Consider the following 26,996-nt stretch of genomic DNA (forward strand, 5'->3'; position numbering starts at 1 on the left):
TAGGCCGGCCATTGCACGCCGGCGATCGCGATCAGCGACGGCATCGCCACGGCGACGGCGACCGCCACCGCGGCGGCCATCTGGCCCAGGGTGGCCAGCGTGTTGCGCATCGTCAGATTGGCAGCTTGCGGAAGATCCTCCGCGGGACGTGTCGCAACACCATCATCACGTAACGGAATGCTGCTGGTGCCCAAACCAATTCCTTACCTTGTGCCGCCGCGGTCACCGCGAGGTTGGCGACGTACTCCTTGTCGACGGTGAGGGGGGCCTCCTTGGCGCCAGTCGCCTTCCAGTGCGCGAGCGTCGTCGACGTGCGAACCTGGCCGGGCCTGATCACCAGAACCCGAACGCCGAACTCGCGCAGTGCTTCCCCGAGGCCCAGGTAGAAGCCATCGAGGCCGGCCTTGGTGGAGCCGTACACGAAGTTGGACCGCCGCACCCGCTCACCTGCGGCCGAACTCATCGCGATGATCTGGCCGAAGCCCTGGGCGCGCATCTTCTGGCCCAGCAGCACACCCACGGAAACGGCTGCGGTGTAGTTGATCTCGGCGGCCAGCACCGCCTTGCGCTGGTTCTGCCACAGCTCTTCGGCATCCCCTAGCACGCCGAATGCCACGATTGCGACGTCCACATCGCCTTCGGCGAAGGCCCGGTCGATGACCGTTGGATGGGTGTCGCTCTTGGTGCCGTCGAAGTCGATCCATTCGACAGACTTGGCGCCGGCCGCCGTCATCGCCGCGACGGCGTCAGCCTTACGCGGATGGTCGGGTAAGTCCGCCAACACGATTCGGGCGTGTGCGTTCTGCAGGTAGCGTTCGCAGATGGCGAGCCCGATCTCGGAGGTGCCACCGAGCAGCAGGATGGTCTGTGGATTTCCCACGGCATCGAGAACCATCTACAGCAACTCCAAGCGTCGGGCCATGTCGGAGGCGAACACTCGCAGGGGATCGACCTTGCGGCGCAGGGCGATCCACTCGTCGATGCGCGGATACATGGCGTGGAAGGTTTCGGCGGTGGTGCGCGAATCCTTGGCCGTATACACCCGGCCGCCGAACTCCAGGACTCTGCGGTCGAGTTCGTTGAGGAACTCGTTGAGCCCCGGCTTGATGGGAAAGTCGACGCACACGTTCCAGCCCGGAATGGGGAAGCTCAGCGGGGCCTGGTTGCCCGGCCCGAACAGCTTGAAGACGTTGAGAAATGAGTAGTGCCCGGACTTTTGGATGTCGCGGATGATGCCCTTGAACTCTTCGACGGCGGTGGTGGGCACGACGAATTGGTACTGAGTGAAGCCGGCAGGACCGTACGCCCGGTTCCATTCGCCGAACATGTCCAGGGGGTGGTAGAACTGCGTCAGGTTCTGCACCTTGCCGCGGTAGGTCCCGGACTTGCGGTACCACAACTCGCCGATCGGCCCGAACGTGTATTTGTTGGCCAATCCGTTCGGGAATGCGTCGGGAAACGTAAGCAATTGTGGCGCATCGAATTTCAGCGGATTGCGCCGGAGCTTTGGCGGCAGCTGGTCGAGCTTGGCCAGCGAGCCGCGCGAAATGGCCGCGCGACCGAGTTTCGGCGGCGCGCTGATCGCGTCGAACCAGGCGCTGGAATAGGTGTAGTCGGCCTCGCTGCCGTCGCTGTGAAACGCGATCGTTTCGTCCAGGCTGGCGGTGACGTCGCCGTCGGCGATGAAATAAGCGGTCTCGGTCGGCGTCATCTCGATGGTGGCCCGCAGGATGATCCCGGTTAGACCGTTGCCCCCGACCGTGGCCCAGAACAGCTCGGAGTCCTCACCGGTTCCAGTGAGGTGGCGGACCTGGCCGTCGGCGGTCAGCAGGTCCATCGACCGCACGTGGTTACCGAAGCTGCCCGTGCTGTGATGGTTCTTGCCGTGGATGTCGCAGGCGATCGCGCCGCCGATGGTGACCTGCCGGGTGCCGGGCAGCACCGGCACCCACAGGCCGAACGGCAGCGCGGCCTTCATCAACTGGTCGAGGTTGACCCCGGCGTCGAGGTCGGCCAGCTTGGTGTCCGCGCTGATCGAGTGAATGGTGTTCAGCTCGGTCATGTCGATCACCAGGCCGCCGCCATTTTGCGCGTTGTCGCCGTAGGAACGGCCCAACCCGCGGGCGATTACACCGCGCCCGCCGGCGTCCGCCGTGTTGGCCACGGCTTTCGCGATCTCCTCGGGGTCCGGCGTGGAAAGCACCGTCGCCAAAGAGGGCGCGGTACGCCCCCAGCCCGCGAGCCGCTTGGTGGTGAACATCGTCAAAGAGGCTACCGCCTGGTTCGGCGACGATGCGGGACGCTTGCGTCCCGCTGAGGAGGCGGACAATCCGATCTGGCCAGGTCGGTCAGCGGAGGCGGAAGATAACGGCTCGCTGCACGATGAAGTTGATCACCGTGGCCGTTCCCTGCGCGATCACGAACGCGACTGGTATCGCCGAGCTGCGATAGTGCAAAAGCGACAGGCAGAGGTGGTTGAGGCCGACCTGCACCGAGAACGTGATCGCGTAGAGGACCATGACCGCGACGAATCGCGCCGTGCTGGGCGCCGCCTGAAACGTCCATCGGCGGTTGATCAGGTAGGCGGTGATGGTGCCGACGATGAAGCTCGTCGCCTTGGACAGGTCGACCTGCAGTCCCACCAGCTTGTAGAGCACCAGGTAGAGGCCGAAGTCGACGATTGCGGCCATACCGCCGGTAGCGACGAAGCGCATCACCTGCGTCGTCAAACCCACGTGTGGGCGCGCAGGGGCGGCTTCAGGGTCCGGCGGGATCATTGCGGCGAGTCTATCGGGGCCGTCGCCACCCGCAGCGGGCTAACGGGGCAGCTTCACCGCGATGAGCTCGACCTGGTTTTCCCCTTGCGGCGTCGTGTAGGTCACCGTGTCGCCGGCTTTGCGGCCCGCCAGGGCCTGCCCCAACGGGCTGCGGGCGGTCAACGTCTCGGCCTCGCGGCCGATGGGGGTCTCTTCGACGATGGAAATCACGTGCATGGTGACGACTTCACCGTCGGGGAACCGCAGCGTGACCTCGGTGCCGCCGGGCAGCGTTTCGGAGTCGTCCGAGGGCGACGGTCCGCTGCGCAAGCGGCGGTCCAGTTCGTTGATCCGGTCGCCGAGCACGACGAGCTCGTCCGCGCGTTGTATCGCCTCGGCCGCGTCTCCGTGGTCGCCGACCATACCGCGGTCGTTTTTGACCTCGACCTCGAGGCGATCACGCCGCTGCTTGAGGCGGTCCAGCTCCGCGGCGAGGTTTTCCCGCGCCTCATCCGCCGCCGACTTGGCTTTTTTGCTCACGTCAGTCGACCCGATCCTGTCTGCCGTCACTTGCTGACCTGTAGCGCTACAGTGTTGCACCACCGCCAGGCAGCCGCCACCTTACGCGCAGGGAAACTTGGTTGTTGTACACATACCCAGTAGTGCGGCGAATCTATCCTTGTTTGCTGGTGGGCGCTCATTTCGCGCGGTCACGCCCAGCCTGCGGCCCCTATCGGTCCTGCCGTGAGGGTGACCACGTTGTTGCGGCTTTCCCGCGCCTCGATCCGTGATACCCACACCCGGCCGCCGGTCGCCAGCGCGACGATCCGTTCGGCGGTCTCGAACACCCAGGCCGCCGAGCCCTCCATGCCGGTGTTCTCCATGATCCGCAGGACGATGACGCCCCGCTCGGCCAGCAGTTCGAACAGGTCGCGCTGCGGGTCGTCCTGTGCGATCAGGGTGGTGTGATCGAACTGGTATCGCAGTGCCGACCGGACTTCGGCGATCGCGTCGCCGTCCACCACCAGGCCGGTGCCGCGTTCGGTCTCGGCGCAAGCGAATTCGATTTCGAAGGCCCGCTCGTAGCCGTGCAAGAAGAAACGCTTGCCCCGATTGGCCCACGAGCGATGGCAGCACGGGAATTGGTCGAACAGCTTGCGCATGTGGAACCGCGCCGCCCGGCCGATCGGTGTGTCGGCGCGATGGATGGTGGCGACGTAAACGTCGTCGTCGAAAGCGATGTCACTCATGAGTGCAGCGTCGGCTCGACGCCTTGACGGATCCTTGGAGGATTCTTGGCGCAGCAGGCCGACACGCGGCCAGGCGCGGCGGGACTAAACCCAGTACGGCACCCGGGCGCGGTACTGCCGCATTCCGAAGGCCGCCAGTAGCCAGCCGACGACCGTCAGGATCAGGACCACCACCCAATGGCGCAGTTCCTGGTGGGCTCCCAGCAGCGGGGCGCGAACGATGTCGAGGTAATGCAGCAGCGGGTTGAGTTCGACGATGCTCGCCCAGTGTCCGGCGCCTTGCTGCCGCAGCGTGTCGTCGTTCCAGATGATCGGCGTCATGAAGAACAGCAACTGCACGACCGAGAACAACAGCGGCCCGATGTCGCGGTAGCGGGTGGCCAGGATGCCGAAACACAGTGACACCCAAATGGAATTGAGCACGATCAGCGCCAAAGCCGGGATGACCGATAGGTCGGCCCACGACCACGGCTTGGGAAAGATGATGGCGACGACGACGTAGATCACGATGTTGTGCGCGAACAACAGCATCTGCCGCCACACCAGCCGGTAGACGTGCACGGAAAGCGGTGTGGGCAGCTGCTTGATCAGCCCCTCGTTGGCGACGAACACGTCGGCGCCCTCGAGGATCGAGGCGTTGATCAGGTTCCAGATGATCAGCCCGAGCGTGACGTAGGGCAGGTGGACCGCCAGGTCCAGGTGGAAGAGCTTCGAATACAAGCCCCCCATCGCCACGGCCGTCGTCCCGGTGGCGATGGTGATCCAGAACGGTCCCAGCACCGAGCGGCGGTAGCGCTGTTTGATGTCCTGCCAGCCCAGGTGCAGCCACAGCTCGTGCCGACGGAAACCGTCGACCAGGTCGTTGCGGGCGCGGGTAAAGGTCCGCGACTGCGCCGCGGCGTCGATGAATGTCACGTGGTGCCTCCCGGCTTGCCGAAGCGCTCGCGACGGCCCAAGCGGCGCAACCGAATCCAGTCGGCCAGGCCCTTGGGGTCGCGGCGGGTCACCAGGAAGAACCAGCCGAATCGGACCCACTCCTGGAACAGCAGCTTGCGCAGGCCCGGCTGCGCCATCAGGTATCCGCGGTTGCGGTAGGTGAAGAACCGCTTGGTGGCGTCGTCGGGGTACTGCGTGTGCATCCGGCCGCCCAGGATCGGCTTGAACTCATCGGATCCGCACGGATGCAGGTAGACCGCGTCCAGGCAGGTGCCGAACGGCAGGCCGGAGCGAACCAGCCGGCGGTGCATCTCCACCTCGTCGCCGCGCACGAACAGCCGCAGGTCCGGCACGCCGATCGACTCCAGCGTCGACGCCTTGAACAGCGCGCCGTTGAACAACGACGCGATTCCGCGCAGCAGATCCTGCCCCTCCTCGGTGCGCAATTCGCTTGTCCGCCTGCGCCATACCAGGCCGCGTCGCAGCGGGAACGCCAGCCGCTCCGGGTCTTCCATGTTGCACACCATCGGCGACACCTCGGCCAGGCCGTACTTCTCGGCGCAGGCCAGCAGCGTCGCCAGCACGTGCGAGTCCCGGGGCCGCCCGTCGTCGTCGGCGAGCCACACCCAGTCGGCGCCCTGCGCCAGCGCGTGCAGCATGCCCAGCGCGAAACCGCCCGCGCCGCCGAGGTTTCGGCGCGAGCTCAGGTAGGTCGTCGAAATGGGCTGGCCAGCAACCAGATCCCGGACGCGGCCGGACCCGGCGCCTTCGCCGGAAAAATCATTGTCGACCACGATCAGGTGATCGGGCAACCGGGTCTGGCTGCTGAGCGCGTCCAGCGATTTGGCGAGCTCGTCCGGGCGCCGGTGGGTGACCACGACGGCGAAGACGCTGTCGCTCATGGCTGCCCGGCGGTTTCGGCCAACACCTCGCGCACGTGCCGGGCCGCGTCCTCGCCCTCGTACGCGCGCACCACGTCCTCGATGCCGCCGGACATGCGGATGACGCCGTGGTCGATCCACATCGCCGTCTTGCACAGCCGGGCCAGGAACTCGTTGGAATGGCTTGCGAACACCAGGATTCCGGAGCGCTCGACCAGGCGCTGCAGCCGGGTCTGGGCCTTCTTCAGGAAGTCGGCGTCCACCGCACCGATGCCCTCGTCGAGTAGCAGGATCTCGGGGTCGATGCTGGTGACCACCCCCATCGCCAGGCGGACCCGCATCCCGGTGGAGTAGGTGCGCAGCGGCATCGACAGGTAGTCGCCGAGCTCGGTGAACTCGGCGATCTCGTCGACCTTCGACATCATCTGCTTTCGGGTCTGCCCGAGAAACAGGCCACGGATGATGATGTTCTCGTAGCCCGAGATCTCCGGGTCCATGCCCACCCCGAGGTCGAACACCGGCGCGACCCGGCCGGTGACCTTCGCCCACCCGCGGGTGGGCTCGTAGATGCCCGAAAGAAGGCGCAGCAGAGTCGATTTCCCGGCCCCGTTGTGGCCGACGAGACCGACCCGGTCCCCCAGCTCAAGCTTCATCGTGATGTCGCGCAACGCCTCGACGACGACGACGTTGGAGCTGTTGCGACCGATCGTTCCGCCCGCCTTGCCCAGGAACGCCTTCTTCAGCGACCGCGATTTGGCGTCGAAGATGGGAAATTCCACCCACGCGTCGCGCGTCTCGATGTGCGGACCCGGTCCCGGCAGCGTCATGTGCTTTACAGGTATTGCCCGGTGCCCGAACCCGGGCCGTGGCCCGACCTGATGCCCGGCGGGAGCGCCCCCTGGCGCATCTGCTCCAGTTGCGCGCGGGCGGCCATCTGCTGGGCGAACAGCGCGGTCTGGATGCCGTGGAACAGCCCTTCCAACCACCCGACCAGCTGCGCCTGCGCGATGCGCAACTCGGCGTCCGACGGCGCGGCGTCCTCGTTGAACGGCAGGGTGAGCCGATCGAGCTCCTCACGCAGTTCCGGCGCCAGGCCGTCTTCGAGCTCGCGGATGCTGGTGGCGTGGATGTCGCGCAGCCGGTTGCGGCTGGCCTCGTCCAGCGGTGCGGCGCGCACCTCCTCCAGCAACTGCTTGATCATCGTGCCGATCCGCATCACCTTGGCGGGCTGCTCGACGAGATCGGTGAGGGAGCGCTCGTCGGAGTCGGCGTCACTGTCGGCCTCGTGGAGCGCCATGATCCGCGGGTCGACGCCGCCGATCACCTCGATGCCGTCGGCGTCCGGGCCGTCGTTGCCGTTAGTCAATCCGTTCACCATCCTCTTATGCGTCTACGGGGGCGGCGCCGCGCTGTCGTCGTGCCATTCGAAGATTCGAGCCCCGCCATTGTCGTAGATCATCGTCCACGACTTCGACTTATCCAGAGACACTAGTCCTTCGGGTGTGGCAAACCCTCTGACGTTGGGCGCGCTGGTCAGGATGTACCTGATATTGAGCGCTTTAATCGCCTCGACCACCTTGGGATCGGATTCACCCCTGCGTGCCGCAATCCAGAAGATGTAGCGGTAGTAGCCCGGACCCGTCTGCTGTGGGAAGTCGTAGTGGGTCCACAGCGGATGCAGGTCGGCCACCGCGTACATCCACGCGGTGCCGTCGACGTTGGAGTTGCCGATCAGGGTGTTGCGGGCACCGGGCAGCTTGGCCAGGTACGCCATCGCCATCAGGTCTCGCTGGTCGATGATCACCGAGTCGTACTTGTCGCCGAACAACACCAGGTGCCGGTAGAGGTATTGCCGGCCGCTGACCAGGACGGCCGCCACCAGCAGGAACGCCGTCGCCGCGGTCCAGACCGGGGCGGGCAGGCGGGTGAACCGCTCGGTGAGCCGCTTGGCGAGGGCGACGAAGCCCACGACGATCGCGAACAGCGCGATGCCCGCCATCGGCGTCACCAGCATCGTCACCACCGCCGAGAGCCGGCGCGGATCGTTGTAGAAGAACTGGCTGAACACCTCGATCGCCCGGCCGAGCGGATTGCGAAACGGCGCCCCGGAGTAGATGGTCGCCACGGTCAGCACCACCCAGACGGCGGGTGGCCACCAGATCCTCTTGTACAGCAGTATCGCCATGCCGATGAACGCCAGAAACACCAGGCTGTATTGGGTCGGGAAGTCGTTGAGGTGGCGGGTGTGCAGTAGCAGCGCGTCGATCACACCCTGCTTCACGCTCTTGAAGCTGGGGAACGCGTGCCCGGCGATGATGTCGGCCTGCCGCAGCACGCCGAGGAATTGCGGCGCCAGGATCGCGGCGGTGGGCACGGCCACGGCGGCCAGGGTCAGCGCGTCGGTGAGGCGCCCGCGCACCGGATGCCACAGCGCATCGAGCAGCCACCAGGCCAGCAGGAAGAGGATGACGATGAACCCCCCGGTCAGGTGCACCGAGAGGACGCCCACCAGCGCCAGCACGGCCGCCGGGATGCGGTCGCGGTGCCGCAGCGTCGAGGCGATCAGCACGAACGTCGGGATGGCGACGCCGTACGCGGCCAGGTTGGGCATCGCCGCTACGCCGAACTCGACGTAGGGCACCGACGTGAACGACGCCGACAGCGCGGCGGCGGTGGCGGACACGCTCGCGGCGCGCCACTGGCTGCTGATGGGGCGCAGCAGGAACCAGGTGAGGGTGGCCGCGCTGGACGGAAACAGCCAGACCGACGCGGCCAACGAATTCAGGGTGTAGCCGGTGGTGGGCGCCGCGCCGGTGAGCTGACAGTAGACGGTGGTCAGCGCGTGGAACACCGACGGGTAGTAGAGCGGTTGGTGGGTCTCGACGTTGCGAAGTTCGCCCATGTGGGTCGAGGACGCCTGACCGGTGTCGAGCATGAAGCGCACCTCGTTGGCGTGCCAGACGGCGTCCCAGGTGCTCGGGATGGACTGCCAGTGCGTGAGGCCGCGATAGCCGGCCCACATGATCAGCGCGGCGCCCAACAGCACACCGGCGGCCACGGTCACCGCGGGCCAGCGGCTGACCCCGCGAGCCTCGGCCTCGGGGTCGCGATAGCGGGCCAGCGCCAGCTGCAAACCCGTCGCCGCCACACACACCACCGCCAGCGCGGCGAGCGCGGTCCATCCGTTCCACGGGACGCCGAGCGCACCGAGCGGGATAATCGCCAGCGCCACAACGCCGTACGTCAGCGCAGGACCAACCGCGATGGCCACCGGCCACGTCAGCTGGGTGATGCGCGCGACTATCACACCCGGCGCGATCAGCAAGAACAGTGCGATCAGCGTTCCGGTCCACAGGCCCACTGGACTAGTATGGCTGCCCGGGTAACTCGGCTCGCCAAGCCACCATGCGGCTTGGATCGCCGAGGGGGCACCCGCTACCGTCACAATTTTCGCGAAATTGCGGAAGCCTTAAGGTGGCTGTCATGGCTTACGACGTCGCCCGGGTGCGCGGACTGCATCCATCGCTGGGTGACGGGTGGGTGCACTTCGACGCGCCGGTCGGCATGCTCATCCCGGATTCCGTGGCGACGACGGTGTCGACGGCGTTCCGCCGGTCCGCCGCCACCATGGTCGGGGCGCATCCGTCGGCGCGGCGCAGCGCCGCCGTGCTGGAGGCCGCGCGCGCGGCCGTTGCCGACCTGTTCAACGCGGACCCGGCGGGTGTCGTGCTGGGCGCCGATCGCGCCATCCTGCTGTCGTCGTTGGCCGAGGCGTCGTCGTCACGGGCCGGCCTGGGCTACGAGGTGATCGTCAGCCGGCTCGACGACGAGGCCAACATCGCGCCGTGGCTGCGCGCGGCACACCGCTACGGCGCCAAGGTGAAATGGGCCGAGATCGACATCGAGACCGGTGAGCTGCCGACCTGGCAGTGGGAGAGCCTGATCGGGAAGTCGACGCGGCTGGTCGCCGTCGCGTCGGCGTCGGCGACGCTGGGCACGGTCACCGATCTGCGGGCGATGACCAAGCTGGTGCACGAAGTGGGCGGGCTGGTGGTGGTCGACCATTCCGCCGCGGCGCCGTACCGACTGCTCGACGTCAAGGAGACCGATGCCGACGTCGTCGCGGTCAACGCCCTGGCGTGGGGCGGTCCCCCGATCGGCGCGATGGTCTTTCGGGACCCGGCGCTGATCAACTCGTTCAGTGCGGTCTCGTCCGACCCCCAGGCCGTCGGCCCGGCGCGCCTCGAGGTCGGCGCCCATCAGTTCGGCCTGCTGGCCGGGTTGGTCGCCAGCATCGAGTACCTCGCGTCGCTCGACGAGTCGGCCCGCGGCAGCCGGCGCGAACGCCTGTCGGTTTCGACGCAGTCGGCCACCGCGTATCTGAACCGGGTCTTCGACTACCTCATGGTGTCGTTGCGGTCGCTGCCGCTGGTGATGGTGATCGGCCGGCCCGAGGCGCAGATCCCTGTGGTCAGCTTCGCGTTGCAGGACGTGCCCGCCGAGCGGGTGGTACAACGCTTGGCGGACAACGGCATTCTCGCCGTCACCAACGAGAGCTCCCGCGCGCTGGACGTGCTGGGCGTCAACGACGTGGGCGGCGCCGTCACCGTCGGCCTGGCGCATTACTCGACGACGGCCGAGGTCGACCAGCTGGTGCGGGCGCTCGCGTCGCTGGGCTAGCTCATTTAGGCCGCGAGCCGAACCACACTGCGAAAATCCGGGCCAGAATTCGCAGCCAGGTTGGGTTCGCGAACAGGCCTAAACAGTCAGCACGATCTTTCCGGTCACCTTGCCCGCCACCAACTGCTGGTGCGCCTCACCGGCCTGCTGGATGGGCATGCGCGCGCCGATGATCTCCCGGACCTTGCCCTCGGCGATCATCGGCCACACCGACGCCGTCACCGCCTGCACGATCTCGGTCTTGCTGTTCGGTCCGGTCACCGGGCGGGCGCGCAGCGTGGTGCCGATCACCCGCGCCCGCTTGGCCAGCAGCTTGCCGATATTCAGCTCGCCCTTGATCCCGCCCTGCATGCCGATGATGACCAGCTGGCCGTCGGTGGCCAGCGCGTCGATGTTGCGGTCCAGGTACGCGGCGCCCATGATGTCGAAAATCACGTCAGCACCGCCGTTTTCCTGCAGGCGCGCGACGAAGTCCTCGTCGCGATAGTTGATGGTGATCTCGGCGCCTAGCTGCCGGCAGAACTCCAGCTTCTCCGCCGACCCGGCCGTGACGGCCACCCGGGCGCCCAGCGCCCGCGCGACCTGGATCGCGTGGGTGCCGATGCCGCTGGCCCCGCCGTGCATCAGCAGCAGCTGCCCCTTGCCCAGATGCGCGACCATCACCAGGTTCGACCACACCGTGCACGCCACCTCCGGCAACCCCGCGGCGTCGACCAGGTCCACCCCGTCGGGGACGGGCATCACCTGGCCGGCGGGGACGGCGACGTATTCGGCGTAGCCGCCGCCCGCCAGCAGCGCGCAAACCTGTTGTCCGACTGGCCATTCCGTCACGCCCGAGCCGGTGTCGGCGACGACGCCGGACACCTCCATGCCGATGATCTCGCTGGCCCCAGGCGGGGGCGGGTACTTGCCGGCCGCCTGCAGCACGTCGGCGCGGTTGACGCCGGCCGCGGTGACCTTGATCAGCACCTCGCCCGGGCCGGCGGTGACGTCGGGCACCTCTTGCCAGGACAGTTGGTCGGGGGATTCGGCGACAATCGCGCGCATGACGGCGACGTTACTAGTCCCCGTTACCCTTATGGGCGGTGGCGTGGCAGAGCGGCCTAATGCACTCGCCTTGAAAGCGAGAGACGGCTAAAACCGTCCGGGGGTTCAAATCCCTCCGCCACCGCCAATCAGTGCAGGGTCGGCGCGTAGCGCAGCACGGCACCGACGCCGTCGGCGGGGGCGATCCGTTCGTCGGTGCGCACCAGCGACGCCCCGACCGAAACCGCGAACATGGGCAGCGCCTCGTCGGCGCGCAAGGTTTTGTCGGGAGCGGCGCCCTGCTCGGACAGCACGTTCTCGTTGGGGGCGACCGTCGTCAGGCCCTCGTCGGTGACGACGGTGGCGTCCCCGATTTCGCCGATGATCAGGGTCTCGACCGCGCCCTGGCGCAGCGCGGAGCAGACCGGACCCAATCCCTCGGCGGCCAGGCCGGATTCGCGGCCGATCTCGGCGCTGAAGCGCTGTGCGGCGGCGTCGATCGTGCGCAACTGGCGGTTGACGAATTCGTCCTCGATGGCCTGCTCGATCTCGCCGAAGTCGTGACCGCTGTGCCGCGCCCCGACCTCGAGCGGGACCGCCCGGTCGCGCAACCGTTCCGGCAGCGCCGCGAGCAGGTCCGAGCGCGATCGCACCTCGCCGACGACGAAGATCACGTCGATGCCCTTGTCGTCGACGAGTTCGCCGACGCGGTCGGCGACCGCGCGCATGTTCTTGCGGGCGGCCTCCTCGGTGCGCAACTGCGGGTCGCCGTAACCCGCGGTCTCGGCGCCCGCGGCCTTGTGCACGGGGTGGCCACCGCCGTCGACGGTTTCCGAATGCAGCGTGCCGCCGAGTTGCGTGGTGATGTCGGCGCCGCTGTGGTCGACGACCACCAGCACGTAGTCCGGGTGATCGAAGCTCTGCTCGAGAATCGGTATCAGATAAGGTAATTCGGACACACGGACGACGGTCGTCGCGGTGGGCCGCGCCAGATGCTCGTTGATCACCACGCCGTCGGCGCTGGCGACCACCGCGCGCCCGCTGCGGCCGATCGGCGGCCGCAGGTCCATGACGGCGGTCTCGATCTCGTCGATCACCGCTTGGGCGGCACCCTTCTGCTCGAGTTCCTCGCGCGCCGCGCGCCACTTGAGCTCGAGCTGGGCCTCGGCGTCGTGGGTGTCGTGCGAGTCCTCGAAGTACACCGAGGCGAACGGCCCCGGTGCGTCCAGCAGCTTGCGGAAGCGTTCAGATTGCATACGTAGTTGGTTGCCCCAGCTACTCGGGGGACAAACCCTAGTAGCTTCGATCGCCCTCGCTGTCGTCGAAGAAGTGCCATTCGCCGTCGTGCTCGACTTCCATGCGCCAGCCGAGTTCGTTGCCCTCGACTTTGTTGTCGACGAACCACGCGTGCGCCTTGTCGGCGCTTTCGATGTCCTCGGTCGCGACGACCTCGCCCTTCGGGTTGAGCACTCGATATGTAGCCATGCGTGGCAGTGTTCCCACCGCCGCGCGGCCTCAACCGGTGCGAATCTCCGCGGCGATGGTGTCCATCAGTGCGGTGTATCGGCGGGCTTCCGGGTCGCGGCCGGGCTTGCCGCTGCTGATCACGCCGGCGGCCATGTCGCGCTCGGGGTCGGCCCAGACGGCGATGTTCGTCAGACCGAGGTGACCGAACGCCGCCGTCGCGTTGCGGCCGAACGGTCCGAACCGCTTGGTTCCCAGGATGAATCCGGTGCCCCAGCGGGCCGGCATCAGGCCGATCGCGAAATCCGGTCGCAAGCGCCGGCATTCGGCGGCTGCGCCCCGTACCGTCTCCGGGCTCATCACCCGCACGCCGTCGAGTTCGCCTCCGCGGCGCCAGATTTCGGCGAACCGGGACAGCTCGGCGGCGGTCGAAATGGTGTTGGACGATGGGACGATCGTGGTGAGGAACATCGGGCTGTTCGTGTACGGGATGATCTCGTGCACGGTTCCGCCGATCGCCTTGCGGAAGATCTGGGCGATCACCGGCGGCAGGGTCCGGCCGGTGGGGTGACTGGGTGCGACCAGCGGAACGTCCTGCTTGGCGACGCCGAAGTTGGTCCACCGGAACCCCAGCGGGTCGAGGATCTCCGCGGCGAGGATCTCGCGAATCTCCTTGCCGGTGGCCGCGTAGATGATCTCGCGCATCAGCGGACCCCACGTCAGCGCGTGATACATGTGCACCAGCCCGGGGCGGTAGAGGGGCCGCAGCTCGCCGAGCTTCTGCTGCGCGTATTCGTGGTCGTCGGCGCGTTTGACGTCCGGCCTCGGCCCGGTGGGGAAGGGCAGGCCCGCGCTGTGGGTCATCACGTGCCGGATCGTGATGCGGTCCTTGCCGTGGCTGGTGAAGGTGGGCAGGTATTCGCAGACCCGGTCGTCCAGCGAGAAGACGCCCCGCTCGACGAGCATGTGCACGACGGTCGCGGTGACGCCCTTGGCCGCCGAGTACGCGCAGAACGGTGTGTCCGTGGTGACGGGGATTTTCTCGGCGTCGGGTGGGTCGGTGGGCGCGTTGCCCCAGCCGTGGCCGATCGCGCGGTTGAGCACGACGCGCCCGTGTTGGCGGATGCACACCTGGATCGCCGGGTGCAGGCCGGCCTCATACCAGTGCCGGGCGGCCTGCCAGATCCGTTCGACCGCCGCGCTGTCGATCTCGGAGTGATCCTCTGCCCCGATGGCCGTCACGGAGTCCAGGTCGGCCGGGACGCGGATTCTTCCGTCGGTGGTGGTCACCTCAGCGAGAGTAGCCAAGGGCGCGCTACTCCCCGGTGAACTGCGGCGGACGCTTCTCGAACGTCGCGGCGATGCCTTCGGTCAGGTCCTTGGACGGCAGGAAGGCGGCGTTCCAGGCGGCGACGTACCGCAGGCTCTCCGAGACCGCGGCGATGCGCTGCTGGTCGAGGACGTCCTTGACGCCGTGGACGGTCAGCGGCGGGTTGGCGGCGATCTCGGCCGCGGTGGCGTGGGCGGCCGCCAGCGTGGCGCCGGCGTCGTCGTACACGTCGTTGACCAGGCCGATTTTCTCGGCCCGGGCCGCGTCGATGTCCTTGCCGGTCAGCGCGAGCTCGCGCAGGTGCCCGTCATTGAGGATCAGCGGCAGCCGGGCGAGGCTGCCCACGTCGGCCACGATCGCGAGCTTGACCTCCCGCACCGAGAACTTGGCGTCGGCGCTGGCGTAGCGGATGTCGACCGCGGAGATCAGGTCCACCCCGCCGCCGATGCACCACCCGTGCACCGACGCGATGGTGGGGGTGCGGCAGTCGGCGACGGCGCTGATCGCGCCCTGCATGCGCTTGACCTCGCGGTGGAACACCGCGCGGGGGCCGGCCAGCGCGTCGCCCGACAACAGCGGGGCGAACGAACCGCCCATCGCGGGCACGTCCAGGCCATAGCTGAAGTTCTTGCCCGATCCGGTGATCACGATGGCCCGCACGTCGGGATCGGCGTCCAGCGCCGCGAACACCTCGGGCATCTCCGACCAGAACGCCGGCCCCATGGCGTTGCCCTTGCCGGGGCCGATCAGCGTCACCTGGGCGACGTTGTCTTTGGTCTCGATGGTTACGGATTCGTATGTCTCGCCCATATCGAGACCGTAGCGTGGCAAATATGGCTCCCGACTTGCGACCCGGCCCTGATTCGCCACCCACCGACGAGCTGCGCAGCGCCGAGAACACGCTGGCGGTCTTGCAGCGAGTCCTGCACCCCATCGCGACCGACGACCTGACCCGGCAGACACCGTGCCGCGAATTCGACGTGACACGGCTGACCGAGCACCTGCTGACCTCGATCACGGGTCTTGGGCGCATGGTGGGCGCGGAACTTCCGGAGCGCGACGCCAGCGATTCGGTGGAGCGGCAGGTCGTTGCCGCGGCGCGCCCGGCCCTGGATGCGTGGCACCGCCACGGCCTGGACGGCACCGTGCCGTTCGGCAAGGGGGAGATGCCGGCCAGGGGCGCCTGCGGCATCCTGTCGCTCGAATTCCTGGTTCACGCCTGGGATTACGCCAAGGCCGTGGGACACGACGTGGACGCCCCGGAGCCGTTGGCCGAATACGTGCTGGGCCTGGCGCACCAGATCATCCGCCCGGAGCAACGCAGCCGCGCCGGGTTCGACGAGCCCGTCGACGTGCCGGCCGACGCCGGCGCCCTCGAGCAGCTGATCGCCTTCACGGGCCGCGACCCGGCGCAGTAGCTTTTCCGCCGTATCGCCGAGCGTGCGGCCAGCCGCACAATCGAGGCTGTAGGAGCTACACCCGCTCGAGGTAGAAGTAGTAGTAGCGGCCGCCGTCCAGCACGCCCTTGCCGTTCATGATGCCCATCACCGCGTCGTCGTCGATCTTCTTGAAGTGGTCGTGCACGGGCTGGCCGTCGTAGACCATCGTCGCGGTGACTTCGCCGCGGAACTCCTCCAGCCACAGGCTGGCCTCGCCCTTGCCCATCTCCTTGTTCGAGAACTTGTTCCCCTCGGCGTCCAGGCACACCAGCGGCTGCACGTCGCTGGCCGACTTGAAGGTCTTGCCGTACCAGCCGGCCTTTTCCAGCTGGCCGTTCATCTTGTGGCCGGTGACGAACTCGCCGCCCTTCCACTCGCCCATCATCTCGTCGATGGCGGCCGGCTGCAGCGTCGTCCAGAAGTCGTCGAGCTCGGCATCGGCGATGTCGCCGGCGCGTTCCTTGAATTCGGTGAACTTCTTGCGGGCCAAGCTCATTGGGTCTCCTTGATCCAGTCGTGGGCAAACCGCAGCAGCGCGTCGTTTTCCTCCGGCGCCCCGATGGTGACCCGCACCCCGTCCGGCGAGAACGGTCGGACCACGATGCGCGCATCGGCCGCCCGCGCCACGAAGTCCCGGGTCCGTGTCCCCAGGGGCAGCCAGACGAAGTTGGCCTGCGAGGATGGCAGGGTGAACCCGGCGTCGCGCAGTCCGGCGCTGACGCGGGCGCGCTCGGCGACCACGGCGTCGGTGCGGGCCAGCAGCTCGTCGGCGGCGTCCAGCGAGGCGATGGCGGCGGCCTGCGAGATGCTCGTCACCGCGAACGGCACGTAGACCTGGTCCAGCGCGGTGATCAGGTCGGGGTGCCCGACCGCGTAGCCCACGCGCAGGCCCGCCAGCCCGTAGGCCTTCGAAAATGTCCGCAGCACAACGACATTGCTGTGGGTGCGGGCCAGCTGCAGGCTGTCGGGCAGCATGCCGTCGCGGATGTACTCGACGTAGGCCTCGTCGATGGCGATCAGGATGTGCGGCGGCACGGCCTCGACGAAACGGGCCAACGCGTCCGGGTCGACCACCGTCGAGGTCGGATTGTTGGGGTTGCACACGAAGATCAGCCGGGTGTGCTCGGTGACCGCGGCAAGCATCGCGTACAGGTCGTGCGTGTGGTCGGTCAAGGGCACCTTGACGGCGACGGCGCCGGCCACCTGAACCATGGGCGGATACAGCTCGAAGCTGTGCCACCCCATCACCACCTCGTCGCCCGCGGCGGCGGTGATCTGGATGACCTGCTGGCACAGGCTGACCGAGCCGCAGCTCACCGCGACCTGCTCCGGCGCGAAGTCCGCCGCGCTTGCCGAGCTGAGGTGCTTGGCCAGCGCCGCCTTGAGCTGCAGATTCGCGCTGTCCGGGTAGCGGTGGATCGTGTCGGTGGCCCGTTCGATCGCCGCGCGGACGCTGGGCAGCGGCCCGTGCACCGTTTCGTTGCTGGCCAGTTTGATCGAACCCGGCACCGTCTTGCCGGGAACGTAGACGGGCAGCCCCGCCAGCTCGGGTCGCAGGCGGGCGGTCACTTCGACAGCATATGTCGGCGCTGTGTACGCTATGCCTCCGGCGGTTCAGGGACGGCTGTAAGGGTTCGGGTACCCTCAGGAAGTCCGATGGAGGCGTGCCAGAGCGGCCGAATGGGGCTCACTGCTAATGAGTTGTCCCCCTCAAAGGGGACCGGAGGTTCAAATCCTCTCGCCTCCGCCACGCCCTTTCGGGGGCGAGACAACTGAAGACAGGCGCCCGTAGCTCAACGGATAGAGCATCTGACTACGGATCAGAAGGTTAGGGGTTCGAATCCCTTCGGGCGCGCACATTTCCGCATCGGACGCCGGTGAAAGCGAGCGCTGTGCCACGGCCGGTCAGTAGTAGGCCTTTAGCGCCAGCTTGACCTCAGGGGGCAGATTCAGCTGGCCTTGCAGGCCGTCGCCGTACGCGGCGTCAACCGCCACGCACACGGGGTCGAGGCTGAGCGACTTGGGCGGAAGTGGCGCTGCCGCCAACGCCGGCAACCACGCGTCCGGCCCCGTCTGCTGCCCGGCAAGGGGCAGGCTGGGACGGAGGGCAAACCCGCTCAAGTGCTCCTCATCGAGTGCCAGGCGCATCTCGGGTTCCGGCGCGGCCGTCAGGCTTCGCCCGGCGACACCCTGCCCGCGCTCTTCGTCCGCGAGCAGGGTCGGCAACCGGTGCAACGCGTCGGTCAATGCGGCCCGGGCGTCGGCAAAAGTGATGGGCGGGACCTTCGGATCAGTCGGCCCGTAGTCCACCACGCGCGTATCGGCCCCGAGCGCCAGCGCCTCGCCGGCGACGCCGAAGCCGGACATGAGGTCCTTGGTTCCGATGACCGGGCGCCCGTCGACCAGCACCAGCACGACGTCGGTTTCCTTGGCATCGATCAAGGCCGCGTAAGGGTCGGCCGAGGGGGCCGCGGCAATCACGGTGACGTCGGCGCGCTTGGACGGCTCGATGCTGCCGATCAGTGCGCCCCATTTCACGATCGCCGCCGGTGCGCTCGTCGCCATCGCGACAATGTCGCGGTCGGAGAGTCCTATCTGATCGATCTCGTTGACGATCTTGGCAACCTTGAGCTCGTTCAGCAGGTTCTTGCTGCCCGAGGGCGACCAGTCCGAGCCGAGGGCGACGGGCACTCCGGCGGCGCGGGCGGACTTGACGTCCGCGGTGCCGCCGTAGAGCAGAAGGTTGCTCAATGGCGACCACACCATCGACGCTCCGTTCTGGGCCAGCACGGCGAAGTCCTCAGGTTTGAGTGCGGCGCAATGGATGCCGGCCAGTGCCGGACCGATCGCCCATTGCGTGCCGTTGTTCAGCGCGAGGAAGGCGTTGCGCGCTTCGTCGTCCAGGCCCTCGCTCAGGTGGAGCAGCAGACAGGACGCCTTGTCGACCTCCTTCTTGAATTGCGCCCATTGCGACGCTTCCACGTCGGGAATGTGCGTCGTGGCTCGATGGAACGCGGCGTCGTTGGGATCGTCGACCGCCCGTAGGGCGCCGTGGTAGTACGCCTGCAGCTGTTCGGACTTGAGTGAGATGCCCTCGCTGGTGGTGACACCCCCGAGCAGGCACTTGGTTTCGGCGTAGCGCGCGACCGCCGCAAGCAGGTGCGGGTCCTTGGAGTTCGCGATCGTCGTCATCGGGGCGGACACCGAGCGGACATAGTCCGCGTCGTTCTGCCATTGGCCGCGGTTCGTGTAGAGCTTCGGGACCTGCCACATCGGCAAGGCGTCGTAGCTCAGGTGATTGTGCAGCTCGATCAGTCCCGGGAAAATGAACCCGCCCGTCTCGACGACCGGGGCTCCGGCGAACCCCTGGGGCGCCGCGGCGCCACGGTCGCCGGCCGAAACGATCTGGTTGCCGTCGATGTAGACCGCACCGTTCGGCCAGGTATCGAAGGCGGTGTTCATCGTGACCACAGAGCCGTGCAGGACGAATTTCATGGGTCTACTCCCTCCGGGAGGGTCGCCTTAAGGGGTGGCCGGGACGATGCCGTCGGGGACCTGGACGGTGATGGTGCGCCGCTTCAGCGCCGCCGTCGTGCCGGTGCGCGTCGCCCATCCGCTATCGCCCTGCATCCAGGCCGGCGTTCCCGCCGGCAGATCGAATGCCGGAATGGGCGGCAGTTCGGCCGGAAGGAATGTGGCGCCATAGGGAACGAACGGGCGTGCCGCGTCGGGCTGGGTGACGGCGCTGCGGAGAACCTGCAGCGCCGCGTTCCATTGGACCAGCATGGCCGTGGTCGCGGCGGCGATCTGTGCCGGCGTCCCGCCCGTGCCCTCCGGCGAGGTCGGGTGGGGCACATGCTGATACGCGAGTGCTTTGTAGGCCGCGTTGGCGGGATCCTGAAGAAAGTCACGCCAGGCTTGATCCGCGAGGGAGCCGAACGCCACGACCGCCTCGATCGCCCCCGGTGCCAGCAGCGCGGAGAGCCACCGGTTGCGGTACTGGACGATTGGCGGGTCGCTGACATGCTGGTTACCCCCGCTCTGACCGTAGACGCTGTAGAGGAAGGTATTGACCATCACATAGCTTCGATCGAGGCCGAGCTTCGCCAGAAAGCCCTGGACGCGATGTCCCGCCGTCCCGACCAGGATCCGGCGGACCACCGCCTCGTGCTGGGCCGGATCCTGGCCGATGCAGAGGAGACGCGCCGCACCGTCGAGCCGGCCGCGATGGAAGATCGGGCCCCATTCGACGCGGAATGCGTCGTAGGGATACACCGGCGCCGCCGGCGCCTGATCGCAGAGGGTCAGGAACGGCTCGCCGACGTAACCGGGATCAAAGGTCTGGGGCATCAGACTGAGCGTCATTGGTTGCCCCGTTCTTGCCGGGTTTTGTGCGATGTCGCGGGCGTCTGCGAAGCAGTGACCGGGACAGTGACGTCGCCGCTCTCGGCGAGTAGTTGTTCCCAGGTACCAAACGACATGCAGAACCGTCCGCCGCGACCGAAGTTGGTCCCCCAGCTATTCCATAACCAGATCAATTGGTTGTCGGCGTCGATGCCGTCGACCACCACCTCGTGGCCGCCGCGCACGGTGGCATCGTCAGTGATCGTGACCAGGCCGGTGTCCGGGTCGGGCTCGTCGAAGCTGGTATACCAGTTGAAGCCGGTGATCACCGGCTGGATCACCAGCGCCGCCAAAGCGTGTTGCAGCCCAAACGCGTGCCGGTACGAGGAGATCCAGCCAAGCTGCTGGGCGGCCTTGCACACCATGAGCCCCGAGCCGCCGGGGTCGTTGGGCGGATAGGGCTGGCCCTCGAGTTTGGTTTCCAATTCGTAGAGCATGACCGCATCGGATTCGGTGTAGGACTTAGCGCCGGTGTAGTCGGGCGCGGAATTTAGCGCCCCGCACAATGCATTTGCGGTGCAGGAGCCGATCTGGCCCTGGTCGAGTGGCAAGCCGGTCGCACGATGGTCGACCGAGACTATGGCCTGCGCCCTCTCGGCCGGGAAGTCACGGGACCGCGGGTCGTGTTCGATGTGTCGTCCCAGGCGCCGAGTTTGCACGACGGTCTCGGTAATCCGCTTGCGGACGATGTGGGTCTGGCTTGCCATCGGTTTCTCCTTGGAATTTGAAAAGCAAACGGCGCGACCGCTAAGGCGTCCCCGTCGTGGTCCGTCGAGCGGACCGAGACACCATCGAACAATTTGCTCGTTTCGGTTGCACCGATGCGGTGTCAGAACTATTACGCACGCTCACGCGGAGCACATGAGTAGCGCACTACCCCACTTACGTTGGCATCCCGGCTTTGGCGGCGGCCGTGGCGGTTTCGTGATCGGAGCCGGTGTCGGACGCGCCTACGAGGTGAGCGACTCCCCCAAAACGATTTGAATCGTTAAGAGTCCGTTCATTGTGGGTGCGCGGTTTCGGCGATACTTTCCGCACATGACTAACAGCATTGCGCGAATCGGTGGTGGCGGCGGCGGCTTCGTGGGTGGCGGCGCCGGTGGACGTGTCGGGGGCGGTGCCGGTGGTCGCCTCGGAGGCGGCGCGGGTGGTCGCCTCGGCGGTGGCGCGGGTGGCCGCGTGGGCGGCGGCGCTGGCGGTCGCTAGCCCCTGACTCTTTTCATTCGGTAAAGGCGCCCCCGGCTCAGACGATCGGGCCGGGCGGCGCTTCCGTGTCGGCCGAACCGGCCAGATCGAGCTGCATCCACGCGACGTCGTGCCAGCGGCCGTGTTTCCATTCGACGTGCCGGTACAGCCCGGCCTCCTCAAACCCGAAGGATCGATGGAAACGGTTGCTGGCCTCGTTGGGTTGGGTGATGCCGGCGAGGGCCTGCCGGTAGCCGCGTTCCGTGAGCCGGCGCAGTAGCCGGGTGTAGAGCGCGCGGCCGGCGCCGGCGCGGTGGTGGTCCGGATGGACATAGAGTCCGGTCTCGGCCGTCCACCGGTAGGAGGGCAGGCGATTGAGCGTGTGCCCGAAGGCGAATCCGACAATCCGATCGTCGCGTTCGAGGACGAGCCACTCGTGGGTCTCGCGGGCGGCGGTGATCCGCGCCGCCATCTCGGCTTCGCTCGGGACTTCGAGCTCCCAGCTGATCGCCGTCTCCAGCACATATGGGCGGTAGATCGCGACGCAGGCGGCCGCGTCGTGCGCGGAAGCGGGGCGCACCAGGCCGATGCTCGTTTGCATGTAAGCAGTCTGTCACTGCTTGCAGGCGAGCGACTTTGGCCGCTACACCGGCGACCAGTCGTCCCAGGACTCGGCGAAGTCGAGAGTCGTCCGCGGAATCTGGGCGGTGGCGATGATCTCGCGAAAGTGGTCCTGCCAACCCCACCACATGCAGACGTGGAAGACGTACTGGTACCAGCTGAGCTGGTACCCATCGGGGATGTCCTCGCCCTTGTTCTCGGGGGAGAACACCGCGACGGCCAACAACCCGATCACCGTCGAGGCGGGAAGCTGGATCCTCCCGGTTCGCCAGATCTGTACTCCCGCGGGGCGGGGCCCATGCGGGGTCAGCTCGAAACCCTCGGGCAGTTCGTCCTCGTGGCCGTGGTTCCAGCGGTGCACGCCGTAGAGGACGTCGGCGATGTCGGGACGGCCGTCGGGCAGGTCCGATTTCACCGCGATGGGAAAGCGGCTCTGATCGAAATCGATGCCGGGCGCGGCCATCACCTGAAAGATGTCCAGCGAGTCCCGGATCGTGCGCTTGAACCGGGTTGCGACGCCCTGCTGCGGATAGCGCTTCTTCGAGGTGCCGTCGACCGCGTTGCCGGCGTGCAGCATTGCCGCCTCCCAATCGCGGTGCTCCCAATGGTCAAGCGAGCGCCTGACCGATTCCCCGACGTCCACGCATGGAGGCTAGCCCCATGGCCCCCAACGTGTCCCGGTTATGGGCGCGGTTGGAACGGCCGACGCGGCGGGATGGTCACGGTCTGGGTCACCGTGCTGGTTTCGGTGCTTGGCGAAACGGTGACCGTGCTCGGCGGAACCGTCGTCGTCGGGGTGTCGGTGCTCGGGGTTCCCGTGTCCGTACTCGCCGGCGGGGCGGTCTCGGTGACGGTCTGGGTCGGCGCGCCACCGCCGCCGCCGTGGTGGTGCGGCGGCTCCGTCGTGGTGGTCGCCGCCGAAGCGGTGGTGGTGGGAGCCGGTGTCGTCGTGGTGGTGGTCGGCGCCGGCGACGGGGAACCGGCCACCAGCTTGACCACCGCGTAGGCCGCCAGGCCGAGCACGATCACCCCGAGAGCGCCGGCCGCGACCAGCGCCGCCGGGCGGCGGTACCAGGGAGTCGGCGGCTCGGGCGGCTGAGCGGCCGGTTCGTCGTAATAGCCGCCATAGGCGGCCTGGGTCGGCTCGGAGTAGAAGTCGGGGTTCTCGGGGTAGGGCGGCACGAAGGGAGATGTTAGTGGGTCAGGATTCGTCGCCGATAAGCGTCAGCGCCCGCTCGAAGAGGTGCACCGTGGCGGCGTGCAGCTGGTCGCCGACCGCCTTTTCGGCCTTGCCCGCACAGGCCCGGGCGAGCGTCCCCTCGATCACGATGCCGAGCTTGAAGCAGGCCAGCACGGTGTACCAGGTGATGTTCGACAGGTCACGGGTGGTGTTGGCGGCGTACCGCTGGAACAGGTCGTCGGTGCTGGCCAGCCCGTCCTGGCCGCCCAGGGCATGGCTGAACACGCTGGAGCCGTCGGGCTGGCGCCAGGTCGCCAGCAGCCAGCCCAGGTCCAGCAGCGGGTCACCGATCGTGCACATCTCCCAGTCGACGATGGCGACCACCTCGGGCCCGGTGCGGGAAAACATCACGTTGGCGGCGTGGTAGTCGCCGTGCATGATCCCGGGGGTCCAGGTCGTCGGTCGCCGGCGCTCCAGCCAGGCGGAGACTTCCTCGATCCCCGGGATGTCGGGCCCGGGGTAGCCGTCGTACTCGCTGTAGGAGTCCAGCTCGGAAAGCCAGCGCGGCACCTGCCGCTCCAGGAACCCGTCCGGCTTGCCGAAGTCGGCGAGCCCGACTGCCACGTGGTCGACGGCGCCGAGCCGCGCCAGCGCGTCGGCCATCGACAGGCCCATCCCGAACCGCACGCTGGCGTCGCCGGCGTGCAAAGGCGGTAGCCCCTCGCCGGCGTTGAACCCGTCGACCGGCTCCATCAGGTAGAAGACGGCGTCGCCAAGCACGCTGGTGTCGTCGCAGGTGGCGATCAGGTGCGGGTGCGGCACATCGGAACCGGCCAGCGCCGCAAGGACTTTCGTCTCGCGCAGGATCACGCTGTTGCTGCGCGGGCGCAGATGCCGCGGTCCGCGCCGCAACACGTACGGGCGCCCGGCCCGGGTGAAGCGCAGCATGACGTTCTGGGTGCCCCCGGTGAGGTTGGTGACATCCTCCAGCGGACCCTCACCGAGCCCCTGCCCGGACATCCATTCCGCTACGGCCTCGAGGGCCCCGACGTTGGTGGGCTCCATGTTCAGCCCTTCGGCCGCGGGGTGTAGCGAACGGTCTGCGCCCAGATCATGCCGTCGCGAAACACGAACGTATCGACGCCGTCGTCGACCCGGTTGAGCGGTGAATCGGCCGCCCACTCCAGGAACAGCACGTCGCCCTCGAAGACCTGGTTCTTGAGATCCCATGCCGCGTCGGGCAGGTCGCCGAGCAATTTCGCGAAGACCCCGCGAATCCCGTCCCGGCCGCGCGCGACGCCGGCCGGGGTGATGACCACGGAATCCGCGGTGTAGTCGGCGACGATCCCGTCCAGGTCGCCTGCGCCGAGCGCCTGCCCGTGGTGGGCAAATATCTCCTGCGGCGTACGCGTCATGGGAAGAAGCGTAGGTCACCGGCGGTCGGCTGCCGGCGGGGCCGGAGTCCTGGAACAATAGTGTGGGCAACTAACGAACTTGAGGCTGCGAAGGGAAACCGCGATGCCGCGTACCGACAACGATTCCTGGGACATCACCCAAAGCGTGGGAGCCACCGCGCTGGGCGTCGCGGCGGCGCGCGCCGCCGAGACCGAGAGCGAGAACCCGCTCATCAAGGACCCGTTCGCGCGGGTGTTCGTCGATGCGGCGGGCGAGGGGATGTGGAGCATCTACGCCGACCCCAAGCGGCTCGCCAAGGCGGTCGAGCTCGAACCGGAGGTGCGGTCGCGGATTCAGCTGATGATCGACTTCATGGCCACGCGCACAGCGTTTTTCGACGAGTTCTTCATGGGCGCGGCCGACGCCGGAGTTCGCCAGGTGGTGATCCTGGCTGCCGGCCTGGACGCGCGCACCTGGCGGCTACCCTGGCCCGACGGCACCGTCGTGTACGAGCTGGATCAGCCCAAGGTGCTGGAGTTCAAGTCCAACACATTGCGCGAGCACGGCGCGCAGCCGAACGCGCGGCTGGTGAACGTGGCGATCGATCTGCGTCAGGATTGGCCAAAGGCCTTGCAGGAAGCCGGGTTCGACGCGGCGCGGCCGGTGGTATGGTCGGCCGAGGGCCTCGTCCGTTATCTGCCGGCGCAGGCCCAGGACCTGCTGTTCGAGCGCATCCATGCGCTCAGCGCGCAGGGTAGTTGGCTCGCCTCCAACGTTCCCGGCGAGGGCTTCACCGATCCCGAGCTCGTTCGGCGACAGCGCGAGGACATGCAGCGGATGCGGGCCGCGGCGGCCAGGCTGGTGGACACCGAGATCACCGACTTCGACGACCTCTGGTACCCCGAGGAGCGCACGCCCGTCGACGGCTGGCTGCGTGAGCACGGCTGGGAGGTCTCCACGGCGACCTTCGCGGAGCTGATGGCCCGCTACGGCCGCGCCATTCCGCAGGACGGGGGGAACGTTATGCCGCCCACCCTCTACGTGTCGGCCCAGCGGCGAGCGGGCTGACCGCGATCTTTTTGAGAGCCAACGGCTTTCATGGTGAACTGCTAAGGGGACATGCCGGAGTCGATCCAGCGCTGAAAGACGTCGACTTTCTGGGCCGACCACGCTCCGTCGCATGGCATCGAGCCATCGCGAAGGCGTTGGACGATGGCCGCCGCGTGAGCCTTGACGTCGTTATAGGACCACAGGTCGAACGCCCACTTCATCGAGTCGCGGTCGTCCGCCCGGAAGAGCGGTTTGATGTTGCGCTCGAACAGGACTTCCTCGCCGGCGCCCGGCAAGGGCTGACCCGTGGCGGCTTCCGAACCAGCGGCGATCAACGGGTGGCGCTGGGCCGCCGAATCGGAGTGGGAGCAGCCGGAGGCCAACGCGACAGCCGCAGCCGTCGCGGCGACGGCCGGCAGCGCAGCGAGCGAACGATGAGGCTGGCGCATAACGGTGGTAACCCTCCTGGTCGGTGCGCACCCTTGGATGGGAACGACTCTCCGTGGGATAGGACCCCGGGTTACTCGGAAGCGCCGTGTGGCGAGGGCGGCTATTGCGAAGCCTGCAGGCCCGCCGAGCTTTCCACGTCGCGCTTGATCGCCGCAATCGCGTCGACGGGTGTCAGGTCCTGACCTTCGCTGTTCTGACCGAGTTGCGGCCAGCCCGCGCCGCCGGGCCCTCGCAGCTGGTCCCAGATGTCGCGGACCTTGCTCAGCAGTTCGGCTTGTTCGTCGTCGGTGAGCGCCATCAACCATCCTCCGTTCGTACTGATGCCGCACGCGGCGGCGAAATCCTGTGGTGTCAGCCCGTCGGCGGAATTCATGTCGCAATGGCCGAACGGTGGGCACCCCTGCGGCAGGTTGGGGGAGTAGCCCGTGCCGTCGGTGTACTGGTGCGCGACTTGACCCGGAAGGTTCGGGTTGGACCCGTAGCCGGCCGCGATGACGCGTAGGCCCGCGGGCCGGGTGCGCCACATGTTGGAGAAGTCATAGGCGTTGGCGTACCCGATGATTCGCGCCGGAGACCCGGCATAGTCGGCCAGATTCCAGTACAAGCTGTTGATCCAGCTCGAGCCGTCACCGGGCGGATTGCCGCCGGCTTCCACGTCGAGCATCAGCGCGACCCGCGGGTGCAATCCGCCCGCCGCATCGATCATCGAGCGCACGGTGTTGGCATTGTCCAACCAGTTCGGCCGCACGTAGGTGTAAACGATCCCGAAGGTCAGGCGCCCGCTGTCCAGAGCCGCGCGCATCCATGCGTAATTCGCCGCGAAGTTGTGATCTCGATAGGTGCCGTCGCACACCCGGATGGAAAGCACCGGGTACGGATAGGAATTGTCCACGGGCACTTGGAATTCCGAGACGTCGGCGAACAGGGTGTCGGTCACGTCGCATCGCCT

Annotated in this window: 31 protein-coding genes and 3 tRNA genes; 7 read left to right on the plus strand and 27 right to left on the minus strand. The window is 67.5% G+C overall.

Features of this window, described 5'->3' with window-relative positions; all coding sequences use genetic code 11:
• Positions 1-112: 112 nt before the first annotated feature.
• From A5712_RS06045 to A5712_RS06090, 10 genes are all read right to left on the minus strand, one after another.
• The gene (locus tag A5712_RS06045) at positions 113-895 is read right to left on the minus strand and encodes a decaprenylphospho-beta-D-erythro-pentofuranosid-2-ulose 2-reductase (RefSeq protein ID WP_068102507.1); all 783 of its coding nucleotides are present in this window, start codon (positions 893-895) and stop codon (positions 113-115) included.
• Entirely contained in the window at positions 896-2,260 is a 1,365-nt protein-coding gene (locus A5712_RS06050) for an FAD-binding oxidoreductase (protein WP_068102509.1), read from the minus strand. It abuts the gene before it with no gap.
• Between the two features lie 88 nt (positions 2,261-2,348).
• Positions 2,349-2,714, minus strand: coding sequence for a GtrA family protein (locus A5712_RS06055; RefSeq protein WP_156766441.1), 366 nt, complete (start codon positions 2,712-2,714; stop codon positions 2,349-2,351).
• A gap of 102 nt (positions 2,715-2,816) precedes the next feature.
• Positions 2,817-3,296, minus strand: coding sequence for a GreA/GreB family elongation factor (locus tag A5712_RS06060; RefSeq protein ID WP_068102513.1), 480 nt, complete (start codon positions 3,294-3,296; stop codon positions 2,817-2,819).
• A gap of 170 nt (positions 3,297-3,466) precedes the next feature.
• Positions 3,467-4,006, minus strand: coding sequence for a 6-carboxytetrahydropterin synthase (locus tag A5712_RS06065; protein WP_082973305.1), 540 nt, complete (start codon positions 4,004-4,006; stop codon positions 3,467-3,469).
• An 84-nt stretch (positions 4,007-4,090) separates the two neighbouring features.
• Positions 4,091-4,921: an ABC transporter permease gene (locus A5712_RS06070; RefSeq protein WP_068102515.1), complete on the minus strand. Its 831-nt coding sequence runs from the start codon at positions 4,919-4,921 to the stop codon at positions 4,091-4,093.
• The gene (locus A5712_RS06075) at positions 4,918-5,844 is read right to left on the minus strand and encodes a glycosyltransferase (protein ID WP_068102517.1); all 927 of its coding nucleotides are present in this window, start codon (positions 5,842-5,844) and stop codon (positions 4,918-4,920) included. The genes A5712_RS06070 and A5712_RS06075 overlap by 4 nt, the downstream gene beginning before the upstream one ends.
• Entirely contained in the window at positions 5,841-6,650 is an 810-nt protein-coding gene (locus A5712_RS06080; protein ID WP_068102519.1) for an ABC transporter ATP-binding protein, read from the minus strand. The genes A5712_RS06075 and A5712_RS06080 overlap by 4 nt, the downstream gene beginning before the upstream one ends.
• 5 nt (positions 6,651-6,655) lie before the next feature.
• Entirely contained in the window at positions 6,656-7,201 is a 546-nt protein-coding gene (locus A5712_RS06085; RefSeq protein WP_156766438.1) for a bacterial proteasome activator family protein, read from the minus strand.
• A 12-nt stretch (positions 7,202-7,213) separates the two neighbouring features.
• Positions 7,214-9,184, minus strand: a complete 1,971-nt coding sequence (locus A5712_RS06090; RefSeq protein WP_068102521.1) for a DUF6541 family protein — start codon at positions 9,182-9,184, stop codon at positions 7,214-7,216.
• A 122-nt stretch (positions 9,185-9,306) separates the two neighbouring features.
• Between A5712_RS06090 and A5712_RS06095 the strand changes: the two genes are divergently transcribed.
• On the plus strand, positions 9,307-10,503 hold the full coding sequence (locus A5712_RS06095; protein ID WP_068102523.1) for a cysteine desulfurase-like protein: 1,197 nt from the start codon (positions 9,307-9,309) through the stop codon (positions 10,501-10,503).
• 78 nt (positions 10,504-10,581) lie between these two features.
• On the opposite strand, the gene A5712_RS06100 is transcribed toward A5712_RS06095, so the two are convergent.
• The gene (locus tag A5712_RS06100; protein WP_068102525.1) at positions 10,582-11,550 is read right to left on the minus strand and encodes an NAD(P)H-quinone oxidoreductase; all 969 of its coding nucleotides are present in this window, start codon (positions 11,548-11,550) and stop codon (positions 10,582-10,584) included.
• 37 nt (positions 11,551-11,587) lie between these two features.
• Here A5712_RS06100 and A5712_RS06105 point away from each other — a divergent pair.
• Positions 11,588-11,677 (plus strand) — tRNA-Ser (locus A5712_RS06105).
• Between the two features lies 1 nt (position 11,678).
• Here A5712_RS06105 and A5712_RS06110 read toward each other — a convergent pair.
• Genes A5712_RS06110 through A5712_RS06125 form a run of 4 tightly spaced genes read right to left on the minus strand, consistent with a single transcriptional unit; the run spans position 11,679 to position 15,133 of the window.
• Positions 11,679-12,785: a hypothetical protein gene (locus A5712_RS06110; RefSeq protein ID WP_068102527.1), complete on the minus strand. Its 1,107-nt coding sequence runs from the start codon at positions 12,783-12,785 to the stop codon at positions 11,679-11,681.
• A 37-nt stretch (positions 12,786-12,822) separates the two neighbouring features.
• Positions 12,823-13,014, minus strand: a complete 192-nt coding sequence (locus A5712_RS06115) for a hypothetical protein (protein WP_068102529.1) — start codon at positions 13,012-13,014, stop codon at positions 12,823-12,825.
• Between the two features lie 30 nt (positions 13,015-13,044).
• Positions 13,045-14,283 carry a lipase LipE gene (gene lipE / locus A5712_RS06120; RefSeq protein WP_068102531.1) on the minus strand — a complete coding sequence of 413 codons (1,239 nt, stop codon included), beginning with the start codon at positions 14,281-14,283 and terminating at the stop codon, positions 13,045-13,047.
• Positions 14,284-14,308: 25 nt separating this feature from the next.
• Entirely contained in the window at positions 14,309-15,133 is an 825-nt protein-coding gene (locus A5712_RS06125; protein WP_068102533.1) for a crotonase/enoyl-CoA hydratase family protein, read from the minus strand.
• A gap of 23 nt (positions 15,134-15,156) precedes the next feature.
• On the opposite strand from A5712_RS06125, the gene A5712_RS06130 reads away from it, so the two are divergent.
• Positions 15,157-15,741 (plus strand): TIGR03086 family metal-binding protein, encoded by a 585-nt coding sequence (locus A5712_RS06130; protein WP_197519308.1) that lies wholly within the window; start codon positions 15,157-15,159, stop codon positions 15,739-15,741.
• A 55-nt stretch (positions 15,742-15,796) separates the two neighbouring features.
• Here A5712_RS06130 and A5712_RS06135 read toward each other — a convergent pair whose 3' ends face one another.
• Positions 15,797-16,258, minus strand: a complete 462-nt coding sequence (locus A5712_RS06135) for a DUF4334 domain-containing protein (RefSeq protein WP_068102538.1) — start codon at positions 16,256-16,258, stop codon at positions 15,797-15,799.
• Entirely contained in the window at positions 16,255-17,331 is a 1,077-nt protein-coding gene (hisC, locus tag A5712_RS06140) for a histidinol-phosphate transaminase (protein ID WP_068102540.1), read from the minus strand. Before hisC ends, A5712_RS06135 begins: the two co-directional genes overlap by 4 nt.
• Positions 17,332-17,420: 89 nt before the next feature.
• Between hisC and A5712_RS06145 the strand changes: the two genes are divergently transcribed.
• A tRNA-Ser gene (locus tag A5712_RS06145) sits at positions 17,421-17,512 on the plus strand.
• Positions 17,513-17,544: 32 nt separating this feature from the next.
• A tRNA-Arg gene (locus A5712_RS06150) sits at positions 17,545-17,617 on the plus strand.
• A 50-nt stretch (positions 17,618-17,667) separates the two neighbouring features.
• Here A5712_RS06150 and A5712_RS06155 read toward each other — a convergent pair.
• From A5712_RS06155 to A5712_RS06165, 3 genes are read right to left on the minus strand one after another with little or no spacing between them, the layout of a single operon-like run.
• Positions 17,668-19,257: an amidohydrolase family protein gene (locus A5712_RS06155; RefSeq protein WP_068102542.1), complete on the minus strand. Its 1,590-nt coding sequence runs from the start codon at positions 19,255-19,257 to the stop codon at positions 17,668-17,670.
• A gap of 27 nt (positions 19,258-19,284) precedes the next feature.
• On the minus strand, positions 19,285-20,127 hold the full coding sequence (locus A5712_RS06160; RefSeq protein ID WP_197519309.1) for a hypothetical protein: 843 nt from the start codon (positions 20,125-20,127) through the stop codon (positions 19,285-19,287).
• On the minus strand, positions 20,124-20,873 hold the full coding sequence (locus A5712_RS06165) for a hypothetical protein (protein ID WP_068102544.1): 750 nt from the start codon (positions 20,871-20,873) through the stop codon (positions 20,124-20,126). The genes A5712_RS06160 and A5712_RS06165 overlap by 4 nt, the downstream gene beginning before the upstream one ends.
• Before the next feature lie 344 nt (positions 20,874-21,217).
• Here A5712_RS06165 and A5712_RS30685 point away from each other — a divergent pair, with 344 nt between their 5' ends.
• Positions 21,218-21,379 carry a hypothetical protein gene (locus tag A5712_RS30685; protein ID WP_197519310.1) on the plus strand — a complete coding sequence of 54 codons (162 nt, stop codon included), beginning with the start codon at positions 21,218-21,220 and terminating at the stop codon, positions 21,377-21,379.
• 30 nt (positions 21,380-21,409) lie between these two features.
• Here A5712_RS30685 and A5712_RS06170 read toward each other — a convergent pair whose 3' ends face one another.
• The 5 genes from A5712_RS06170 to A5712_RS06190 are packed head-to-tail and all read right to left on the minus strand — an operon-like array spanning position 21,410 to position 24,567.
• A complete protein-coding gene (locus tag A5712_RS06170) occupies positions 21,410-21,952 on the minus strand; it encodes a GNAT family N-acetyltransferase (protein ID WP_068102546.1) in 543 nt (180 codons plus the stop codon).
• Positions 21,953-21,994: 42 nt separating this feature from the next.
• On the minus strand, positions 21,995-22,615 hold the full coding sequence (locus A5712_RS06175; RefSeq protein ID WP_068102548.1) for a hypothetical protein: 621 nt from the start codon (positions 22,613-22,615) through the stop codon (positions 21,995-21,997).
• Between the two features lie 38 nt (positions 22,616-22,653).
• Positions 22,654-23,154 (minus strand): hypothetical protein, encoded by a 501-nt coding sequence (locus tag A5712_RS06180; protein ID WP_068102550.1) that lies wholly within the window; start codon positions 23,152-23,154, stop codon positions 22,654-22,656.
• A 19-nt stretch (positions 23,155-23,173) separates the two neighbouring features.
• Positions 23,174-24,217 (minus strand): phosphotransferase family protein, encoded by a 1,044-nt coding sequence (locus A5712_RS06185; protein ID WP_068102556.1) that lies wholly within the window; start codon positions 24,215-24,217, stop codon positions 23,174-23,176.
• A gap of 2 nt (positions 24,218-24,219) precedes the next feature.
• Positions 24,220-24,567, minus strand: coding sequence for a nuclear transport factor 2 family protein (locus A5712_RS06190; protein ID WP_068102559.1), 348 nt, complete (start codon positions 24,565-24,567; stop codon positions 24,220-24,222).
• Between the two features lie 103 nt (positions 24,568-24,670).
• On the opposite strand from A5712_RS06190, the gene A5712_RS06195 reads away from it, so the two are divergent.
• Positions 24,671-25,615, plus strand: a complete 945-nt coding sequence (locus A5712_RS06195) for a class I SAM-dependent methyltransferase (RefSeq protein ID WP_068102562.1) — start codon at positions 24,671-24,673, stop codon at positions 25,613-25,615.
• 41 nt (positions 25,616-25,656) lie between these two features.
• On the opposite strand, the gene A5712_RS30690 is transcribed toward A5712_RS06195, so the two are convergent.
• Entirely contained in the window at positions 25,657-26,046 is a 390-nt protein-coding gene (locus tag A5712_RS30690) for a hypothetical protein (protein WP_156766440.1), read from the minus strand.
• Between the two features lie 101 nt (positions 26,047-26,147).
• Positions 26,148-26,984 carry a hypothetical protein gene (locus A5712_RS06205; RefSeq protein ID WP_068102563.1) on the minus strand — a complete coding sequence of 279 codons (837 nt, stop codon included), beginning with the start codon at positions 26,982-26,984 and terminating at the stop codon, positions 26,148-26,150.
• Between the last annotated feature and the right edge of the window lie 12 nt (positions 26,985-26,996).

Origin of the sequence: Mycobacterium sp. E2327 (genome assembly GCF_001672675.1) — a bacterium.
Taxonomy (GTDB): Bacteria; Actinomycetota; Actinomycetes; order Mycobacteriales; family Mycobacteriaceae; genus Mycobacterium.

Bases quoted from the DNA above. Each gene is read 5' to 3' on its own strand.
- A5712_RS06160 (WP_197519309.1), bottom strand. From the start codon at position 20,127: ATGACGCTCAGTCTGATGCCCCAGACCTTTGATCCCGGTTACGTCGGC.
- A5712_RS06185 (WP_068102556.1), bottom strand. From the start codon at position 24,217: ATGGAGCCCACCAACGTCGGGGCCCTCGAGGCCGTAGCGGAATGGATG.
- A5712_RS06110 (WP_068102527.1), bottom strand. From the start codon at position 12,785: ATGCAATCTGAACGCTTCCGCAAGCTGCTGGACGCACCGGGGCCGTTC.
- A5712_RS06170 (WP_068102546.1), bottom strand. From the start codon at position 21,952: ATGCAAACGAGCATCGGCCTGGTGCGCCCCGCTTCCGCGCACGACGCG.
- A5712_RS06190 (WP_068102559.1), bottom strand. From the start codon at position 24,567: ATGACGCGTACGCCGCAGGAGATATTTGCCCACCACGGGCAGGCGCTC.
- A5712_RS06135 (WP_068102538.1), bottom strand. From the start codon at position 16,258: ATGAGCTTGGCCCGCAAGAAGTTCACCGAATTCAAGGAACGCGCCGGC.
- A5712_RS06080 (WP_068102519.1), bottom strand. From the start codon at position 6,650: ATGACGCTGCCGGGACCGGGTCCGCACATCGAGACGCGCGACGCGTGG.
- A5712_RS06115 (WP_068102529.1), bottom strand. From the start codon at position 13,014: ATGGCTACATATCGAGTGCTCAACCCGAAGGGCGAGGTCGTCGCGACC.
- A5712_RS06100 (WP_068102525.1), bottom strand. From the start codon at position 11,550: ATGCGCGCGATTGTCGCCGAATCCCCCGACCAACTGTCCTGGCAAGAG.
- A5712_RS06130 (WP_197519308.1), top strand. From the start codon at position 15,157: ATGGCTCCCGACTTGCGACCCGGCCCTGATTCGCCACCCACCGACGAG.
- A5712_RS06155 (WP_068102542.1), bottom strand. From the start codon at position 19,257: ATGAAATTCGTCCTGCACGGCTCTGTGGTCACGATGAACACCGCCTTC.
- A5712_RS06055 (WP_156766441.1), bottom strand. From the start codon at position 2,714: ATGCGCTTCGTCGCTACCGGCGGTATGGCCGCAATCGTCGACTTCGGC.
- A5712_RS30690 (WP_156766440.1), bottom strand. From the start codon at position 26,046: ATGCGCCAGCCTCATCGTTCGCTCGCTGCGCTGCCGGCCGTCGCCGCG.
- A5712_RS06125 (WP_068102533.1), bottom strand. From the start codon at position 15,133: ATGGGCGAGACATACGAATCCGTAACCATCGAGACCAAAGACAACGTC.
- A5712_RS06085 (WP_156766438.1), bottom strand. From the start codon at position 7,201: ATGGTGAACGGATTGACTAACGGCAACGACGGCCCGGACGCCGACGGC.
- A5712_RS06065 (WP_082973305.1), bottom strand. From the start codon at position 4,006: ATGAGTGACATCGCTTTCGACGACGACGTTTACGTCGCCACCATCCAT.
- A5712_RS06050 (WP_068102509.1), bottom strand. From the start codon at position 2,260: ATGTTCACCACCAAGCGGCTCGCGGGCTGGGGGCGTACCGCGCCCTCT.
- A5712_RS06095 (WP_068102523.1), top strand. From the start codon at position 9,307: ATGGCTTACGACGTCGCCCGGGTGCGCGGACTGCATCCATCGCTGGGT.
- A5712_RS06075 (WP_068102517.1), bottom strand. From the start codon at position 5,844: ATGAGCGACAGCGTCTTCGCCGTCGTGGTCACCCACCGGCGCCCGGAC.
- A5712_RS06195 (WP_068102562.1), top strand. From the start codon at position 24,671: ATGCCGCGTACCGACAACGATTCCTGGGACATCACCCAAAGCGTGGGA.
- A5712_RS06165 (WP_068102544.1), bottom strand. From the start codon at position 20,873: ATGGCAAGCCAGACCCACATCGTCCGCAAGCGGATTACCGAGACCGTC.
- A5712_RS06045 (WP_068102507.1), bottom strand. From the start codon at position 895: ATGGTTCTCGATGCCGTGGGAAATCCACAGACCATCCTGCTGCTCGGT.